Annotated in this window: 10 protein-coding genes; all 10 read right to left on the bottom strand. The window is 63.5% G+C overall.

From position 1 onward, the window contains the following. Nucleotides 1-8: 8 nt before the first annotated feature. Nucleotides 9-1,673, bottom strand: coding sequence for a hypothetical protein (locus tag Q5H92_RS07805; protein ID WP_305010946.1), 1,665 nt, complete (start codon nucleotides 1,671-1,673; stop codon nucleotides 9-11). Nucleotides 1,674-1,755: 82 nt separating this feature from the next. Further along, on the bottom strand, nucleotides 1,756-3,705 hold the full coding sequence (locus Q5H92_RS07800; RefSeq protein ID WP_305010945.1) for a glycoside hydrolase family 127 protein: 1,950 nt from the start codon (nucleotides 3,703-3,705) through the stop codon (nucleotides 1,756-1,758). An 11-nt stretch (nucleotides 3,706-3,716) separates the two neighbouring features. Further along, nucleotides 3,717-4,832, bottom strand: coding sequence for a dipeptidase (locus tag Q5H92_RS07795; RefSeq protein ID WP_305010944.1), 1,116 nt, complete (start codon nucleotides 4,830-4,832; stop codon nucleotides 3,717-3,719). A 178-nt stretch (nucleotides 4,833-5,010) separates the two neighbouring features. Next, nucleotides 5,011-6,264: a glycoside hydrolase family 88 protein gene (locus Q5H92_RS07790; RefSeq protein ID WP_305010943.1), complete on the bottom strand. Its 1,254-nt coding sequence runs from the start codon at nucleotides 6,262-6,264 to the stop codon at nucleotides 5,011-5,013. A gap of 164 nt (nucleotides 6,265-6,428) precedes the next feature. After that, entirely contained in the window at nucleotides 6,429-8,459 is a 2,031-nt protein-coding gene (locus tag Q5H92_RS07785; RefSeq protein ID WP_305010942.1) for an alginate lyase family protein, read from the bottom strand. Continuing rightward, on the bottom strand, nucleotides 8,456-10,288 hold the full coding sequence (locus Q5H92_RS07780) for a glycoside hydrolase family 97 protein (RefSeq protein ID WP_305010941.1): 1,833 nt from the start codon (nucleotides 10,286-10,288) through the stop codon (nucleotides 8,456-8,458). Before Q5H92_RS07780 ends, Q5H92_RS07785 begins: the two co-directional genes overlap by 4 nt. A gap of 18 nt (nucleotides 10,289-10,306) precedes the next feature. Next, nucleotides 10,307-12,229, bottom strand: coding sequence for a glycoside hydrolase family 97 protein (locus Q5H92_RS07775; protein ID WP_305010940.1), 1,923 nt, complete (start codon nucleotides 12,227-12,229; stop codon nucleotides 10,307-10,309). 248 nt (nucleotides 12,230-12,477) lie between these two features. Next, nucleotides 12,478-13,245, bottom strand: coding sequence for a 2-dehydro-3-deoxy-D-gluconate 5-dehydrogenase KduD (kduD, locus tag Q5H92_RS07770; RefSeq protein WP_305010939.1), 768 nt, complete (start codon nucleotides 13,243-13,245; stop codon nucleotides 12,478-12,480). A 35-nt stretch (nucleotides 13,246-13,280) separates the two neighbouring features. Next, a complete protein-coding gene (locus Q5H92_RS07765; RefSeq protein ID WP_305010938.1) occupies nucleotides 13,281-14,615 on the bottom strand; it encodes an FGGY family carbohydrate kinase in 1,335 nt (444 codons plus the stop codon). Between the two features lie 273 nt (nucleotides 14,616-14,888). Further along, nucleotides 14,889-15,719 carry a 5-dehydro-4-deoxy-D-glucuronate isomerase gene (gene kduI, locus Q5H92_RS07760; protein WP_305010937.1) on the bottom strand — a complete coding sequence of 277 codons (831 nt, stop codon included), beginning with the start codon at nucleotides 15,717-15,719 and terminating at the stop codon, nucleotides 14,889-14,891. Nucleotides 15,720-15,785 lie beyond the last annotated feature (66 nt).

The following is a 15,785-nucleotide window of genomic DNA, read 5'->3' as shown; positions in this document are numbered from 1 at the left end:
CCCCACTCCTACCGCACCACCCAAAACGTCATCTCCACCGGCTCGGCGGTTTGTACCTGTGGGGCCGAGCGGCGGCCGCGCTGCCAGGCCACGACCGTCACGGCCAGCGGCAGCTTGCTGCGGGGCGGAATCCGGGTGAAGCGCAGGGTGTTGCCCACTATTTCGGCGGGGCCCTCGCGCACATAGTAGCGCACTGGCAGGCCGGCATCCGTGGTGGCGGCGAGCGGCACAGTGGTGCGCCGGGTGCGCCGAGCCCGCACATCGGCCGGCTTGGGGAAGGTAATGCGCTGAGGCTGGCCCTCAGCGAGGCGCAGCGGCACCACCAGTTGGGCTTGCTGCACGGCGGGCTTGTAGTCGGCATCGCCGGGGTGGGTAGCGGTGAGCCACAGGTCGTACTGGCGCAGGTTGGCCCCCAGGCCCCGCTCTAGCTGCAGCCGAAACGTGTCGGCGCTAAGCTGCCGAAACGGCCCGGCAATGCGACTGATTACCACCGGCCCGCCGCCCCGGGCGTGGCCGATGGGCGAGCCCACAGGCTGCCCGGCCCAGGTAGCCAGGCGCGGGCTGCCCCCGCCCACGGTATCGAGAAAGGTGCCCTTCAGCACGAAGGTCCGTTCGTCGCTCAGCGGCCGGAAGGGCAGGTTTATCTGCTGATGGGTACTGCGCTGCGGTGCGGGGCGGCCATCTACCAGAAAGCTTATCAACTGCGGCCGCTGGTTGCGGTGCCGGGCCTGGTAGGCTTCGGTGGCGCGGGCGTGCTCCTCGTCGAAAAACCAGAACGCCTGGGTCGGGTCGCCGGTGTAGCGGTCCACGGGCGCTGCAGGTACGCTTGGGACTTGGTTGGGCACCCATTTTTCGGCCAGCCAGCCGGTTTTGGTGGGGTCGATGGGCCGTAGCACGGGCGGCTGGCCCTTGGGCGAATGAGCGGGCAGGCGGTACTGCGCGGCCTTTTTGATGTAGAAAGCCAGGTAGGCCGATTTGGTGGCGGTGGTGGCAAAGTGGCCCTCGGCCGGGCAGGCCAGCATACTCAAGGGGGTAAGAGGGTGCTCCTGGCGTTCCTTCAGCCCCCGGGCCGACCAGGTAGCGGCGGCTTCGTACTCGCCCATAGTTTCCAAGGATGGTACGTAATCAACGGTGCGGCTGCCCCAGATGTCGGGCGCAAACTGCTTGTCGCGGAAGTACGGCCACTGCCCGCTCACCGACAGGCAGGCCAGCACCCGCTCGGGGGCCCACGCCGCCAAATAATAAGGGGCGCTGGCCGCCGCCGAATGGCCCATGGGCACCAGCGGCGCCGTTTTCAGTTCCGCATAGCCCGATTTCGAGGCCAGTGAGTCGAGCATTGCATTCAGGCTTTCGCCCGCTCCCTTGGTGAAATCAAACCGCGGGTTGAACGCCGGCGACACCCAGATTTCGGCAAAGCCCAACTCCCCCATCTCCTGGCGAAAGTGCGGGTCTTCCAGAATAGCCACTTCTTCCATATTGAACTGCGCCAGCACCACGCCCCGCACCTGCCGGCAGGTGGGCGGAATCCAGAGGAAAGCCTGGGCGGGCCCGCCGCGGTCGATGCCCCCCGGCACGGCCGTCGACCACTGCCACTCCTGCGCCCGGCACGGCTGCACCAGCCCACACATCAACCACAGGACACAGAGAAGCGCACGCAGAAATCCGGACAACATGAGAGTCTTTTGAAGCAGATTAGAAAGTCAGAACTACTGTCATCCTGAACTGCGCTCAGGATATAGGCGGGTATCAGCCGAGCTATTGCAAATCCCAATACACCACGTACCGTTCGCGGTGGGCCTTGTAGTAAGGCACCAGCGTGATGCCGGCCGCAGCCGTGACAGCCGTCGTTTGGAAGGTGAGCGGCTGGCCAGTCACCGGCTTGAGCCAATCCGTGACGGTGCCGGTGTTGGTGCGGAGCGTATGCACGAGGTCGGCTGGCACATGGTAGTCGTAGCCGTAGTACTGGTAGGGGTCGGCGGGGTCGTGGTAGGGGGCGGTGCCGGTGAGGCCAGCGGTGCCCATTTCACCAGCTAGGATGATGGGGCCATAGGCGAAGGCGGCCTTTTTCGGGTTGTCGGGCGTGGCTACTACGCGCAGGGCCATCGGGTAGGTCAGCTCCACTTTGTCGCCGCTTTTCCAGGTGCGGTTCAGGGTGATGTAGCTCCCGGGCTGCTGCTTTACGGCCACAGCTTTGCCGTTTACTTTCAGCGTCACGCCATTGGAGGCCCAGGCCGGGTAGCGTAGGTGTAGCGGCATGGCCAGCGGCTTTTTCGTTTCGATGGTGAGGCGGGTGGTGGCTTCTTCGGGGTAGCGGGTGGTTTGCAGCACTTTCACGCCCCGCTCCGTCCAGTTCAGCTCCGAGGGAATGAAGAGGTTGACATACAAATCCTTGTCGCCGTGGTAGTAGATGGCCTCGCCGTACTTTGAATGGCTCTCAAAGCCCGAGCCCACGCAGCACCAGAACGACTGGTCGGGGGTGCTGTAGAGGCGGTAGGCGCCGGGCAGCATCGGCGAGAAATACGACACCATGCCCGTTTTGGGGTCCTGCTGGCCCAGAATGTGGTTGTAGAGTGCCTGCTCGTAGTAGTCGGCGTATTTGGCGTCGGGGTTCCAGGTGAAGAGGTGCCGCGTCAGTTTGAGCATGTTGTAGGTGTTGCACGTTTCGCCGGTGTTGCCGGTGAGGTGCTCCGAGATTTTGCCAGGCTGGAAGAAATGCTCCTTATCGCTATTGCCGCCGTGGGCGTAGGTGTGGTTCTTCACCACATCGTCCCAGAAGAAGGTGGCCGCCGTCTGGGCTTTGGGGTCGGCGGTCAGCTCGTAGGCACGGGCCTCACCCACCAGTTTTGGGATGACGGTGTTGGCGTGCATCTTATCCAGCTTATCCTGGCCCTGCTCCAGCGGTTCCAGCACGGCTTTGTGGTAGAACATCTCAGCCAGCTTGAGGTGCTGCGGGTCGCCGGTGATGGAATAGAGGTTGTAAAAGGCGTCGTTCATGCCGCCGAACTCGTTGCGCAGCATCTTGGCCAGCTGCTCGGGGCTGAGCGGGGCGAGCTTCTGGTAGGCCCAGGCGGCCATGCCCTTTTCCACCTCCAGCGCCTGCTGGTTGCCGGTTTGCCAATAAGCATCGGTGAGGCCAGCGAAGATTTTGTGTTGCGTGTACCACGGCGCCCACACGCTGGTGCCGGCAATGTTGCGGTCAATGTAGTTCTGCGGATAGGCGCTGAGGTAACCGCCCTCGCTCAAGGACTTTTGCACGGCGGCCAGGCCGGCCACCAGGCTGTCGCTCTTGAGCTTAAAGGCCGCGTTGCCCGTCGAGGCGTATTGAAAGGCCAGGCCCGAAAGAATGTGGCCGATGCTGTGGCCGCGCAGCTCCATGTCCAGCCCTTCCCAGCCGCCGAGGGGCTTAGGCATCTTAGTGGGGCTGGTTTTCTTGTCGGTCAACAGGCCCGCATTCACCCGGAAGCTGTGCAGCAGCCGCTCGGTGGGCAGCGAGAGCAGCCACTTCCCTTCGCGGTCCATATTGTCTTTGAAGGGGCTGCTGAGCATCCGTACGTCGCTCAGGTTGAAGCTGTAGGCTTTGATGGGCGCTTTTACGGCCACGGCCGTCTGCTCTTTGGTTTGGCCGGGGTACTGGGCGTGCGCCCGGGAACTTGCCAGGCCCAAGACAAGGCCCAGCGCGATGCAGTTTACTTTTCTAGCGTTCATTCTGAATACCTTTATTTATGACCCGCCGTGGCGGCGTCGAACACGCGGCAGAAGTTGCCGCCGCCTATTTTGCTAATCTCCTCCTGGGTAAAACCGACTTTCAGCAACGCCTCCACGACGGCGTAGTAAAACCCAACTTTCTGGTCCGCCCACACCCGATTGGTGCGCTCACCTACCCTTTCTCCATTCTTTTCTCCCTTGGGGCTGTCGTCGCGGCGCTTGTCGCCGGGCTGGCCAGGGGCGCCGCCCGCTGGGGCGCCGCCCGGGCCGGGCGGAGGGCCGAAGCCACTAGCGGGGCGGTACGCGGGCGTCAGCTTGGTATCGGTACCGAGGCCCACATGGTCGGTGCCGACGATGTCGACCAGCGCCCGGATGTTTTGAGCGTAAGCCAGCGGCGTGTCGGCTAGGTGCGTCCACACCCCAATCACGCCTCCGGAATCGGCAACGGTTTTTGCCAACTCCTTGCTGATGAGCCGGGGCTTCATCATGCGGGCCATGAAGGCATTCTCACCCAACCTCGAATTCAGGCCGGTATGTGAAATAAGGACGGGCTTGGTCGTCAACTTGAGCGCAGCCGTGACCGTTTCCACGGTGGCGTGGGCGAGGTCGATGAGAATGCCCAAACGGTTGCATTCCCGGATAACCTCGGCCCCGAAGGTGGTGAGGCCACCCCAGCGGGGAGGGTTCGTGAAGACGTCGCCCAGGGGCACCGAAGCGTCGTTGTCGTGCAGCAGCCCGAGGTGGCGCAGGCCCCGCTCATACGCTTCGGCCAGGCGCTCCAGCTTCCCTTCCAGGAAATGGCCGCCTTCTACTGCCTGAATAACGGTGGGCTGCTTCCGTTGGTGGGCAGCGCGCAGGTCGGCCAGATTCAGCGCGCGTTTGATGCCGTTGCGCTTCAGTTGCTGGTCGAGGGCAGTCAAACCGTTTCGGAACCGTTCGTAGGCTTCGCCGGCATTGCGCAACTGCTGGTAATCGACGGCAAACGTCAGGCAAATAGCCGACAAGCCCGACGTTTTCAACTCGCTCGTTAGGTCGAGAGCTGGTCCAGGAATCTCGGCGGCCGTCAGAGGAACGTCGACGTGGTTGTGCGTATCGATGCCCATGGTGCTGGCAACGAGCGCTGCCACCCGAGGGTCCGTTCCGTCGCCGGCCCAGGCAGTCCAAGGGTTAAGCATCATTGCCGCGCTTGCCCCGGTAAGCGTGGCGAGAAATTCCCGGCGGGACCAGTTTGCGTAAGATTTCATGGGCTGGCTATAAGTGGTTGATTGTTTGACCCTACTCTTTGTCACTACCCAAATGTCACCCTCATTTTTCAACCACGGACAGGCTTTTGTTTTGCTGAAGTTTCTGCAAGCGCAGCAGCGCTTCCAGGTAGTAATAGTCGGCGTAATTGATGCTGGCGTCGATTTCGGTGCCGTTGGGCTTGTGGCCGGTGCTGTGCAGCAGGAAGGCCGGGCTTTGGTCGCGGGCCTGATACTGGGCCGAGGACAGGGTAACGAGCATCCGCTCGGCCTGCTGGCGGTAGCCTTGCGCGGCGGCTTTATCGGGCACCAGCGTGGAGAGTTCGAGCAGAGCCGAGGCCACCACGGCCGCCGCCGAGGCATCGCGGGGCGCGTTCGGAATGTCGGGCGCATCGAAATCCCAATACGGCACTTGGTCGGCGGGCAGGCGCTGAATAAAGATATCGGCCGACTTGCGCGCCCGGTCCAGAAACTCGGACTCGCGGCTTTCGCGGTAGGCCATCGTGAAGCCGTAGATGGCCCAGGCCTGGCCCCGCGCCCACATGGTGTTGTCGGCGTAGCCCTGGTGCGTCACGCCCTTTATAAACTGCCCGGTTTTGTCGTCGTACACGGCCACGTGGTAGCTGGTGCCATCTGGCCGGAAGTGGTTGCGGCTAGTCACGCGGGCGTGGCTCACGGCCATGTCATAGAGCTTTTTGGAGCCGCCGTGCTTGCTAGCCCAGAACAGCAGCTCCAGGTTTATCATGTTGTCCATGATGGTATTGTGGGGCCAGTTCATCTGCTTCACCATGCGCGGCCACGACAAGATGGTTCCTACCCTCGGGTTGAAGAGCATGGCCAGCGAGTCGGCGGCGCGCAGCAACACCTGCTTGTAAGCGGGGTCTTTGGTGAGGCGGTAGCCGTTGCCGTAGCTGCAATAAAACTGGAAGCCCAGGTCGTGGTCCACGGTCTTGTGGTCGAGCACGGGGGCCAGGTCCTGGGTGAAGCCTTGGGCTTTTTCCTTCCAGAAGGCCGTGGGCTGGGTTTCGTACACATACCAGAGCGTGCCGGGCCAGAAGCCGCTGGTCCAGTCTTCGCGGCTCACGTACTCCCACTGCGCTTTGCCGGCCCCGATGCGGCGCGGCTGCCTGGTGTAATTGGACTTCTGGTCCACGGTTTTGCGGGCCTGGGCAGCACAGTAGGCCAGCTCTTTGGCTACGTCGAGGACCGGGGCAGCCGCGGTGGTTTGGGCTACGCGGGTGGTGGTGACGCAGCCCGCGGTGAGGCCGCCGAGCAGCGCGGCGAAGAAGTAGGGCGCGAGGCGCGAGCAGGTGGGCATTGGAGTCAGCGGATAACTAATCAATAATTTGACGAAAGGCTGTCATGCTGAGCGCAGCGGAGTCGAAGCATCTCTACCTCAGTACTAATTTCTAATGCTAGCAACGAAGCGGTAGAGATGCATCGACTCCGCTGCGCTCAGCATGACGAGCTATTTTTGAGCTCCTACTTTCCTTTCCATCCCGTCGCGCTCACCTTGTCGAAACGCACGGTGGTGCTCACCGTCGTCAGGCGCGAGCAGGCCGGCAGGCCCACGAGCACTTGCGGGGGCAGGCTGGCGCGGAAGCTGCCCACGGACATCCACCGCTGACCATCGGGCGAGGTGAAGCCGCTGATGGTGTTGCCCTTGCGCTCCAGGCGCAGCCAGCAGTAGCCTACTAAGCGGCCGAAGGTAACTTGGGGCTCGGCCAGGGGCGCCGCGCTGGCGCGCACGGCGGTGCGGCTGCCGGCCGCGTCGCGGGTCACGAGGCGGGCCACCCAGCGGGGGGCTTCGATTTCGCCGGTTTTTTCGGGGGCCAGCAGCAGCGAGGCGTGGGGCGCGTCGGGGGCCAGGCTGGCGCGCAGCATCAGGCCCAGCTGCGAGAACTGCGAGCTGACCTGCGGCACAAAGCGGGCCGTGATGACGCCGTCGCCCTTGAGCGGCAAGTAGGCAAACTGGAACTGGTCGCTGGTGCTGTCGATGCGGGTGCCCGCGCCTTCTAGCCGAAACTCCTGCCCGTCGTAAAATGCCGAGCCGGGCACCAGTACCAGGCCTACGTCCTGCTGCTTCCAGGGGGCGGGCAGGCCGGCGCTGCTGGCTACGGCATAGGCATCGGGACTGGTTCCTAAGGCATTGCTGGCAGCTACAGTGTAGTAATACAGCTGCCCTGCTTTCGCCGTCTTATCGGTGTAGGTGGGGCTGGCCACGCGCTCGGCCAGCGCGGCAAACGGTCCTGCCGGCTTGTCGCTGCGCTTCACGGTGTAGCTGGTGGCGCCCACGGCGGCCACCCAGGTAAGGGCGGTACCAGCGGGCCGGCCCTGGGCCACGAGGCCGCCGGGGGCCAGGGGCTTGGCGGTAGGGGCGGCTTTGGGGTCTTCGGCGGGCCGAGTGTAGAAGAAGGTGCCGAAGCCGGGGTGGTCGGCGCCGGGCCGGCCGGGGCCTTCGGGGCGCAGCTTTTCGGCGGCCTGCTGGGTGTAGGGCGCGGCCAGGCCCCGGCGGTGTACGTAGTGGTTGTACACCTGCTCGTAGAGCGGGCGCTGCTGGCCGCGCGCGATGGTCGAAATCTTCTGGTGGAAGTACTTGCCGGTGCGGTCGAGGGTCGTCACGAAGGGCACATCGTCGTTCCCTAGGTTGTACTTGGCGGCGTATTCGAAACCCTTGAGCAGGCGGTTGTCGGCGTAGCCGTACAGGTCGAGGCCCTGGTGCCAGGCCATCTCGCTGCACTCGGCCAGCATCCCGATGCCGAGCTGGGCGTGGGCCTGGTCGCGGCCGCTTTCCTGGCCCTGGCCGGTTTCGTTGATGACGTAGTGCGTGAGGCGACCATCGCCCCAGCCGTTCACGTAGTAGCGCAGGGCGTCTTCGTACATCGGCCGGTCGTTGCAGAAAATGCCGATAGCCATCACCGTTTTCAGGGCCGCCGCCTCCCAGTTGCCGTTGGCAAACGGGGCGTATTCGCGCAGCACGGGGTAAATCACCGTTTTAAACTGCTGCTCGGTTTTCTGGATATCGGCGGCCGCCCAGCCCGCGTTGGAGTAGCGCAGCAGCTCGGCCGCCTGCACCATCTTAAACGGACCAAGGCCGGCCATCAGCACCGCGTCGCGCCCGCCGATGCTAGTGAGCATATTGCTCCAAGCATTCACCAGGGCAATGGCCTTGTCGGCGTAGGCATGGTCGCCGGTGAGGCACCACATCAGGGCATTTTGGTGGGCGGCGTTGGCGTCGGCGTCGTAGTCGCCCGCGCCCACGGTGGGGTTGCGGCTCACGGTGGCCAGCGGGCCCTTGGCCTTGTAGCCGGCCTGCGAAGCCTCATTTTGCCGAAACACTTCGTAGCCGCCAAACGTGGGCTCTTGCTTGGCGGCGATGGCGCGCTTCATGCGCGCCAGGTCTTCCTGGCTGTGCAGCAGGCCGGGGTGCACAAAGCCCTGGGCCCGCACGGCGGCTGGGCCGGCCAGGACCAGCAGCAAGGCCAGCGCCGACGTATTCAATAAGTTGCTCATTTCGTTTCTTCTAGCATAATGGCCTGCCCGCCCGCTGCTTTCAGGGCCACGGGGAGCGTGTCGCCCTGCTTGGCTTTCAGCGTGCGCCGGGCAATGCCGCCCTGGCCGTCGTCCTCAAAAATGGTGGCAGTGTAGGCGGTGTTTTTCTTCAAAAAATCGAGTTTCAGCCGCCCCTGCCAGTCTTGTAGGCCGGCCGCGCTGCCCACAAACCAAGTGCTGCCCGAGCGCCGCGCCACGCTGATGTTTTGGCCAATTTCGCCGGCCAGATAGTGCGTTTCGTTCCAGACGGTGGGCACGTACTTGAAGAACTCGATTTCAGAATCATTCGTGTAGTCCAGCGGCCGGCCGTACCAAAACAGGGCCTGCAAGGGGCTGAAATACACCACTGTGAGGGCCAGCTGCTGGGCCTTGCTCACCTTCAGGTTCTTGCTGAAATTGGCCTTGGGGTTGGGGTAGCAGAAGGTGAAATCGGCCGGCCCCGCCAGAAAGCGGGTGAAGGGCAGCGTGGTGGTGTGGAAGGCGTCAGGGCTGTTTTCGTCGCCCCGAATGCCCTCCTGCGTGAACAGCGCCGGGTAGGTGCGGCTCAGGCCAGTGGGCTTGTAGTTGTCGTGGATGTTGAGCACCAGCCCCGCGTCGTTTACCTTCTTGATGGCGCCCGCCAGCCACATCAGGCCTTTCTGCGAAAGCCCATCCACGAAGCCGAATTTCATGCCAGCCACGCCCCACTGCTTATACAGCGGCAGGATGGTGTCGAGGTGGTTTTGCAGGCCGATGTAGTTGACGTACAGCAGCACCCCAATGCCCTTGGACTTGCCGTAGGCAATGACTTTAGGCAAGTCGATGGCCGGAACGGCTACCGCAGGGTCTGAGGTCAGCGCCCGCTCGGGGCCGTACCAGCCGGCATCGAACAGCACGTAGCGCATATTGAGGCGCGCGGCCAGGTCGACGCAATCGAGGCCGCTCTGGGTGTTGAGCTGGGCGCGCATCACCTTGCCCGGTTGCACCCCGGCCGGCACGCCGCCCGGCGCGGCCGGGTTCAGCCGCAGGTTCAGGTCGCTGAACCGGTGCAGCCCAATGGCCGACTTGGCGCAGCTGATGGTGCGCCAGGGCGACTGAAAGGGCAGCGTCACCGCCACTTCCTTGTCGTGCATAAAGGCCACGGCCAGGCTTTGGGGCGCGGAGCCCCGGCCCAGTTCGGCCTTTGTATAGCCGGCGTTTTCGGCTTCCCCGATGCTCAGGCAGTTTTTAGCACTGGCCAGCGTGGCCGGAAAATCGCAGGTGCCGGCCAGCGAGTCGAGCCGGGTGGGCTTGAACACCGATTCCTGGTGGTACTGGTAAAGGGTGTAAGAATCAGCGAGATTAAACTCCGTATTTTCCTTCGTCAGCCGGGCCGGGCCGAGCAGCCCCGCCTGCGCGGGCAGCACGTAGCGCAGGGCCACGCTGCCATCGTATACACGGGCCAGCACGTGAAACTGCACCACGCCCGAGGTGAGGCTCAAATCCAACTCCTGGTACTGGTTGTCAATACGGTCGTTTTCGCCCAGCGGCCAGGCAAAAGGCTCGTTCACGGCCTTTTGGGCGGCGCCCTGCACGGTGGTTTGGGTGCCGGCGGCCGTGCCGTTCAGCTCAAAGCCCAGCGCCGACCAGCGCACCACTTCGCGCCCGCCCGTCATGGTGCGGTAGCGCAGGCGGCCCTGCGCGTCCACGGCCACTTCGAGCCGGGTTTGCTTGTCGGGCGAGGTAGCCTGGTAGGTTTTGGGCGTCTGGGCCCCGGCGGCGAGCGGACCGGCCAGCAGCAAAACCGGCAGCGCGGCAAAGCGAATATTCATACGTTTGGGAAAAGTCGATTATTCGGCGGACGTCAGCCAGATGGCCTGGCCGCCCGAGGGCAGCAGCTTCACGTCGAGCACCTGGCCGGCTTTCACGCGCTGGCGCTTGATGCCGACTTTGGTGCGGGTGGGCTGGCTAGGGTCGTCGGCGTAGATGGAGGCGGTAAAAGTCTGGCCTTTGGGCAGGAAGTTGAGCGGCAGCTTCAGGGTGCGGCCGTCGTTGTTGGTGATGGTGCCTACAAACCAGTCCTTGCCCTTGCGGCGGGCTACGGTAATGTATTGCCCGATTTCGCCCTGCACCACGCGGGTTTCATCCCAGGTGGTGGGCACTTTCTCAAAGAATTCCACCTCCGGCTCGCCCTGGTAGGCGCTGGGCTTGTCGTACCAAAACAGCGTCTGGATGGGGCTATAGTACACGGCGGCCAGCGCCAGCTGATGGGCGTGGGTGGTCTTGAGGCGCTTATCGTAGTAACAGATGGTGTAGTCGCCGGCCCCGGCCACGAAGCGGGTAAAGGGCAATACCGTGTTGTGGGTGGCGTCCGGAAATTCCTCATTGCCGCGAATGCCCTCCTGGGTCATCACGTTGGGGTAGGTGCGGCTGGTGCCGGTGGGCCGGTACTCGTCGTGGATGTTCACCATCAGGTCGTTGTCCATGGCCACCTGCACGGCGTCGGTCAGCCAGGTGGTCCAGCGGTGCGAGCCCACCTGCACGAAGCCGAACTTGATGCCCTTCACGCCCCACTTCTTATACAGCGGCGCCAGTTCGCGCATCTGGGCCAGCAGGCCCTGCTGGTTGACGTAGAGCCACACACCAATGCCTTTTTCCTTGCCGTACTGAATGACGGCCGGCATATCGATGGGCGCCACCACCTTGGTCACGTCCGACGAAAACGAAAACGCCGGCCCGTACCACTTCCAGTCAAACAGAATGTACTGCAAGCCGTGCGCGGCGGCAAAGTCGATATCATCCTTGGCGCCCTGCGTGGTCAGGGTCATCTCCCGAATGATTTTGCCGGGCTTAATCCAACTCGTGTCCTTGAGCTTGGTGGGCGGGTTCAGATTCAGCAGCAAGTCGTTGTGCTCCAACAGGTCGCCGGGCTTCTCCCCAATGATGACGGCCCGCCAAGGCGTGCCCACGGGCGAAATCAAGTCCACGCTTTCGTAGAGCGACGTCACCACCGTGTTGGGCTTGGTGGGGCTGAGCTTGAACTTGGTCATGGCGTAGTCTGTCAGGCCGGCTTCGCAGAGGCTGGCGTAGAGGCCGCCCGGCAGCGCCACGGTGAGGGGCCGCTCCGACGGCTCAGGCCAATTGCTGAGGGGTAGGGCATCGTACTTGCCCTGGGCCCAGGCCGTGTAGTAGGCTTTGGTGCCGGCGGGCAGCGTAAACTCGTCGTTCTCGCTCATCACCCGGTAATAGATACCCTTTGGGTGCTCGGGGAAGAAGTAGCGGAAGGCCACGCCCTCGTCGTAGGCCCGCACCTGCAGGCTCACGCGGTAGTCGGGGTTGTCGGCCTTGGCCAGCTGAATTTCGGCTTGGTTGTAGTGGTCCCGAATCTGGCTGCGTTCGCCGTACACGGGCGTCCAGGTGGTGTCTTTGGTGAGCGTTAGCGTGTTCTTCACCGTCAGGTTTTCGCTCCAGTCGGCGTGCTGGTCCACGGGCAGGGCCATGGCGTGCTCAAACACGTGGTTGTCGACCTGAATATCCAGGCCCGATTCCAGCACCACCGGCTGCTGCCCCCGCTCCACGTGGTAAAACAAGCGCCGCTTGCCGGGCGCGGTTTCGCGCTGGTACACGGTGATAGCCAGCTTGCCATCGGGCGAGTGCAGCACGGTTTGGGTGCCGGGCAGCGCGCCGGGCGTCTGGCCCCGGCCCACCATTGAAGCCACCAAAACCACTAACCCGGCTTGCCACCCGGCGCGGAAAACACTTTTCAGAAACATGTGGGAATTTGTGAGGGCGGGCATCGCAGCCCGCTGGCGTAGCGGGTGCAATACTAGCCGCTCCCCCTGCCCTGCCCCTCCTGAACCCACCTGATGGGCTGATTTCGACAGGCGGGCCTACAAATGAGCGGTCATCCTGAGCGGAGCGAAGGACCTTATCAGGACCGAACAAATCGCCGTAATTCCAGCGATGCAAACGTGATAAGGTCCTTCGCTCCGCTCAGGATGACGGCGCCGTCACCAAGCCGCTACCGGCCCATCCAGCCGCCGTCCACGGTGAGGATGGTGCCGTACACATAGTCTGAGGCGGCCGAGGCCAGAAATACGGTGGGCCCTTTGAAATCCTCCGGCGTGCCCCAGCGCCCGGCCGGAATCCGGCCCAGAATGGTGGTGGAGCGGTCGGGGTCGTTGCGTAGGGCCTCGGTGTTGTCGGTGGCGATGTAGCCCGGCGCAATGGCGTTCACATTCACACCACGGCCGGCCCACTCGTTGGCCAGGGCCTTCACCAGCGAGCCGATGGCGCCCTTGCTAGCCGCGTAGCCCGGCACATTGATGCCGCCCTGAAACGTAAGCAGCGAGGCCGTGAAGATGATTTTGCCACTCCCCTCCCCCAGCATCTGGCCGCCAATGGCGCGGGCCAAGCGGAAGGGCGCGTCGAGGTTGATGCCCAGCACCTCGTCCCAGTCTTGGTCTGTGTGCTCGACGGCCGGGGCGCGGCGGATAGTGCCGGCGTTATTCACCAGGATGTCGATACGCGGGAAGTCCTGCTGTACCTGCGCAAGGAAGGAATCGGTGGCGGCGCGCTGGCTGAAATCGGCTTGGTAGGCAGTGAAGCGCCGGCCCAGCGCCCGCACTTGCTGCTCGGTATCGCTGCCCGTCAGGGCCAGCGTGGCTGACACGCCAATGATGTCGGCCCCGGCCTCAGCCAGGCCCAGGGCCATGGCCTGGCCAATGCCCTTGTTGCAGCCCGTGACGAGGGCAAGTTTGCCGGTTAAGTCGAACAACGGATGGGTCATTAATACAGAAGCAGAATAGATAAAATTTTTGACAATCAGGCAAATAATGGCTGCGTTTTCTTACGGGCCTCGCCCTGCTCCAGATGAATGAGCGCGCCGATGGCCGTGGCCTGCGGCACCTCCAGCGTGCGCAGGGCCACGTCCGGAAACCAGTGGCCCAGATACTGCATAAATAGTGGGTTTCGGGCGAAGCCACCGTCCACGAACAGCACCGGCTCCTGCTGCCGCACCACCTTGATGCCAGCGGCCACCTGCTGCACCAAGGCATACATCAGGTGCTGATAGGCATCGGTGGCCGTATTGAAAGGCGCCAGCGGCCACTCCCGCGCCTCGGGCAACGCGGTAGCGGGCCAAGTGGGCAACCAGGCCGCCCGGAGTTGCGCGGCGGGCCGGGCCTGCATCAGCGAGCGGTAGAAATCGGGCCGCACATTGAAGTGCTCGGCCATGCGCTGCACCTGGTAGTCGTGCTCCTGACCCAGTGGCCAGCGCGCCGCCAGCACCGGCTCGCCCCGCGGTGAGAGGTAGTTGACGCAGTTGGCACCGAGCAATCCGGGCGTCAATTCGGCTGGGGCAAAAGGGTTGAGGGCCGCGCACCAAGCCCCCGTCGAAACCAGTACAAAATCAGTCCCGGCGTTTTCAAATAGGTAAGCCACCGCCGCCGCCGAGGTATCGTGCAGGCCCACCCCAATGAGCACGCCATCGGCCACCGCCGACACCGAATCTTTGATGAGCGGGGCCAGCTTCTCGTCCAGCCCCTCGCGGTACACCCAAGCGTGGTAGTCCTGCCGCTCAAAATCCCACAGCGCCGTGTGGCAGCCCACCGAGGAATAGTCACTGTACTTGTCGCCAGTGATGAGGTAGGACAGGTACTGCGGCAGGTGCAGCGAGGTGTGAATGCGCGCATACTGCTCGGGCCGGGTGTGCTTCAGCCAATACAGCTGCAAGCCCGCGTTGAGCATGCCCAAGTGGGGCGAACGGGTGGCCAGGGCAAACGCCTCGGCCGACTGGCCCAGCCCGACGTAAAACCGCTCAGCGCACTCCGGCGGCAACGGCTTGCGGTTGCTGTAGAGCGGCAGAAAAGCTTCGCCGGCGGCGTCCAGATGCACCAAAGCGGCTCCATAGGCCGTAAAATTCAGCCCTTTCACGGTGTAGAGCGGGTTATGCTGAAGGGCCTGCCAGTGGGCCTGCACCCACTGCGCCAGGCGCGGCAGGTGGTCGCAGGCGTCGCCGTCCTCGTCGTAGGCATCGGTGCACACGTGCAGGTGCTCGCTCACCATCTGCCGGTCTTCGTCGAACAGAATCAGCTTCTTGTTGGTCTTTCCGATGTCGAATACCGCGTAAATCGGCTTCTTTTTGATTGCCTTTTCCATAGCCTCGCGTCTTCGGTTTCCAATTCCGAAGCCCGACTCAAAACTAGCCGGCTGGCCTGCCTCTACCCTTCTGAACACTACTGATGCCCAACCAAAGCGAATGCAAGCATGTACTTCCTTTAGCGCGCCTTGGAATCAGCAGCGCAAGATGCAGAGTGGCGGAGCCTTTCAGTAGCCCACAAGAGCATCCCGTGAGGTGAGGAAAGTGTCAGCGGCGATACTTCTCACTGGATATATGACAGCCGGCCGCCGATACGCCGGGGTTGATAGTACCTATCGCAGGGCGTTGAGGGCCACGGCGTCCATGTCGGTGTATTCGCGGTTTTCGCCGGCCATGCCCCAGATGAAGGCGTAGTGGCTCGAGCCGCAGCCCGTGTGGATGGACCACGGCGGCGAGAGGATGGCCTGCTCGGTGCTTACCCACAGCGGGCGCGTTTCCTGGGGCTCGCCCAGCAGGTGCAGCACACGCTGGCCCTCGGGCAGGTTGAAGTAGAGGTAGGCTTCCATGCGCCGGTCGTGGGTGTGGCTGGGCATCGTGTTCCACACCGAGCCCACCTTGAGCTGCGTGAGGCCCATCACCAGTTGGCAGCTCTGGATGCCTTCCTGGTAGATGTATTTGTAGATGGTGCGCTCGTTGGCCGTTTCCTTCGTCCCCATTTCCACGGGCGTGGCCTCGGCCTGCGTGCGGCGGGTGGTGGGGTGCGTGGCGTGCGCGGGGGCCGAGAGCAGGTAAAACTTGGCCGGCTCGGCCGCGTCCACGCTGGCAAACGTTACTTCTTTCGAGCCCCGGCCCACGTAGAGGCAGTCCTGGTGGCCCAGCTCGTACACCGTGCCGTCCACGGTGATGGTGCCGGCGCCGCCCACGTTCAGGGCGCCCAACTCGCGGCGCTCCGGGAAGAAATTGGCCTTCAGCGACTCCGGGCAGGGCAGCGTCAGGGCCGCGCCGGCGGGCTGGGCCCCGCCCACTATCATGCGGTCGTAGTGCGTGTAGGTCAGTTCGATGTGGCCGGCCGTGAAGATGTTTTCAATCAGAAAATGCTCCCGCAGGCCGCTCGTGTTGAGCGTGGCAGTTTCGCGGGGGCCGATGGCAAAGCGCTGGGTCATGATTTGGATTGGGGAATACAGAGCCAACTCAGGAAATTGCTTTTTCCATCGCCACTCGTCTTGCTG

It is taken from the genome of Hymenobacter mellowenesis, assembly GCF_030581005.1.
Classification (GTDB): Bacteria; Bacteroidota; Bacteroidia; order Cytophagales; family Hymenobacteraceae; genus Hymenobacter; species Hymenobacter mellowenesis.
This window is presented reverse-complemented; position numbering and strand designations above follow the sequence as displayed.

Excerpts from the sequence above, each read along its gene's own strand:
- Q5H92_RS07785 (WP_305010942.1), bottom strand. The coding sequence starts at position 8,459 with ATGAGCAACTTATTGAATACGTCGGCGCTGGCCTTGCTGCTGGTCCTG.
- Q5H92_RS07790 (WP_305010943.1), bottom strand. The coding sequence starts at position 6,264 with ATGCCCACCTGCTCGCGCCTCGCGCCCTACTTCTTCGCCGCGCTGCTC.
- Q5H92_RS07780 (WP_305010941.1), bottom strand. The coding sequence starts at position 10,288 with ATGAATATTCGCTTTGCCGCGCTGCCGGTTTTGCTGCTGGCCGGTCCG.
- Q5H92_RS07800 (WP_305010945.1), bottom strand. The coding sequence starts at position 3,705 with ATGAACGCTAGAAAAGTAAACTGCATCGCGCTGGGCCTTGTCTTGGGC.
- Q5H92_RS07775 (WP_305010940.1), bottom strand. The coding sequence starts at position 12,229 with ATGTTTCTGAAAAGTGTTTTCCGCGCCGGGTGGCAAGCCGGGTTAGTG.
- kduD (WP_305010939.1), bottom strand. The coding sequence starts at position 13,245 with ATGACCCATCCGTTGTTCGACTTAACCGGCAAACTTGCCCTCGTCACG.
- kduI (WP_305010937.1), bottom strand. The coding sequence starts at position 15,719 with ATGACCCAGCGCTTTGCCATCGGCCCCCGCGAAACTGCCACGCTCAAC.
- Q5H92_RS07805 (WP_305010946.1), bottom strand. The coding sequence starts at position 1,673 with ATGTTGTCCGGATTTCTGCGTGCGCTTCTCTGTGTCCTGTGGTTGATG.
- Q5H92_RS07765 (WP_305010938.1), bottom strand. The coding sequence starts at position 14,615 with ATGGAAAAGGCAATCAAAAAGAAGCCGATTTACGCGGTATTCGACATC.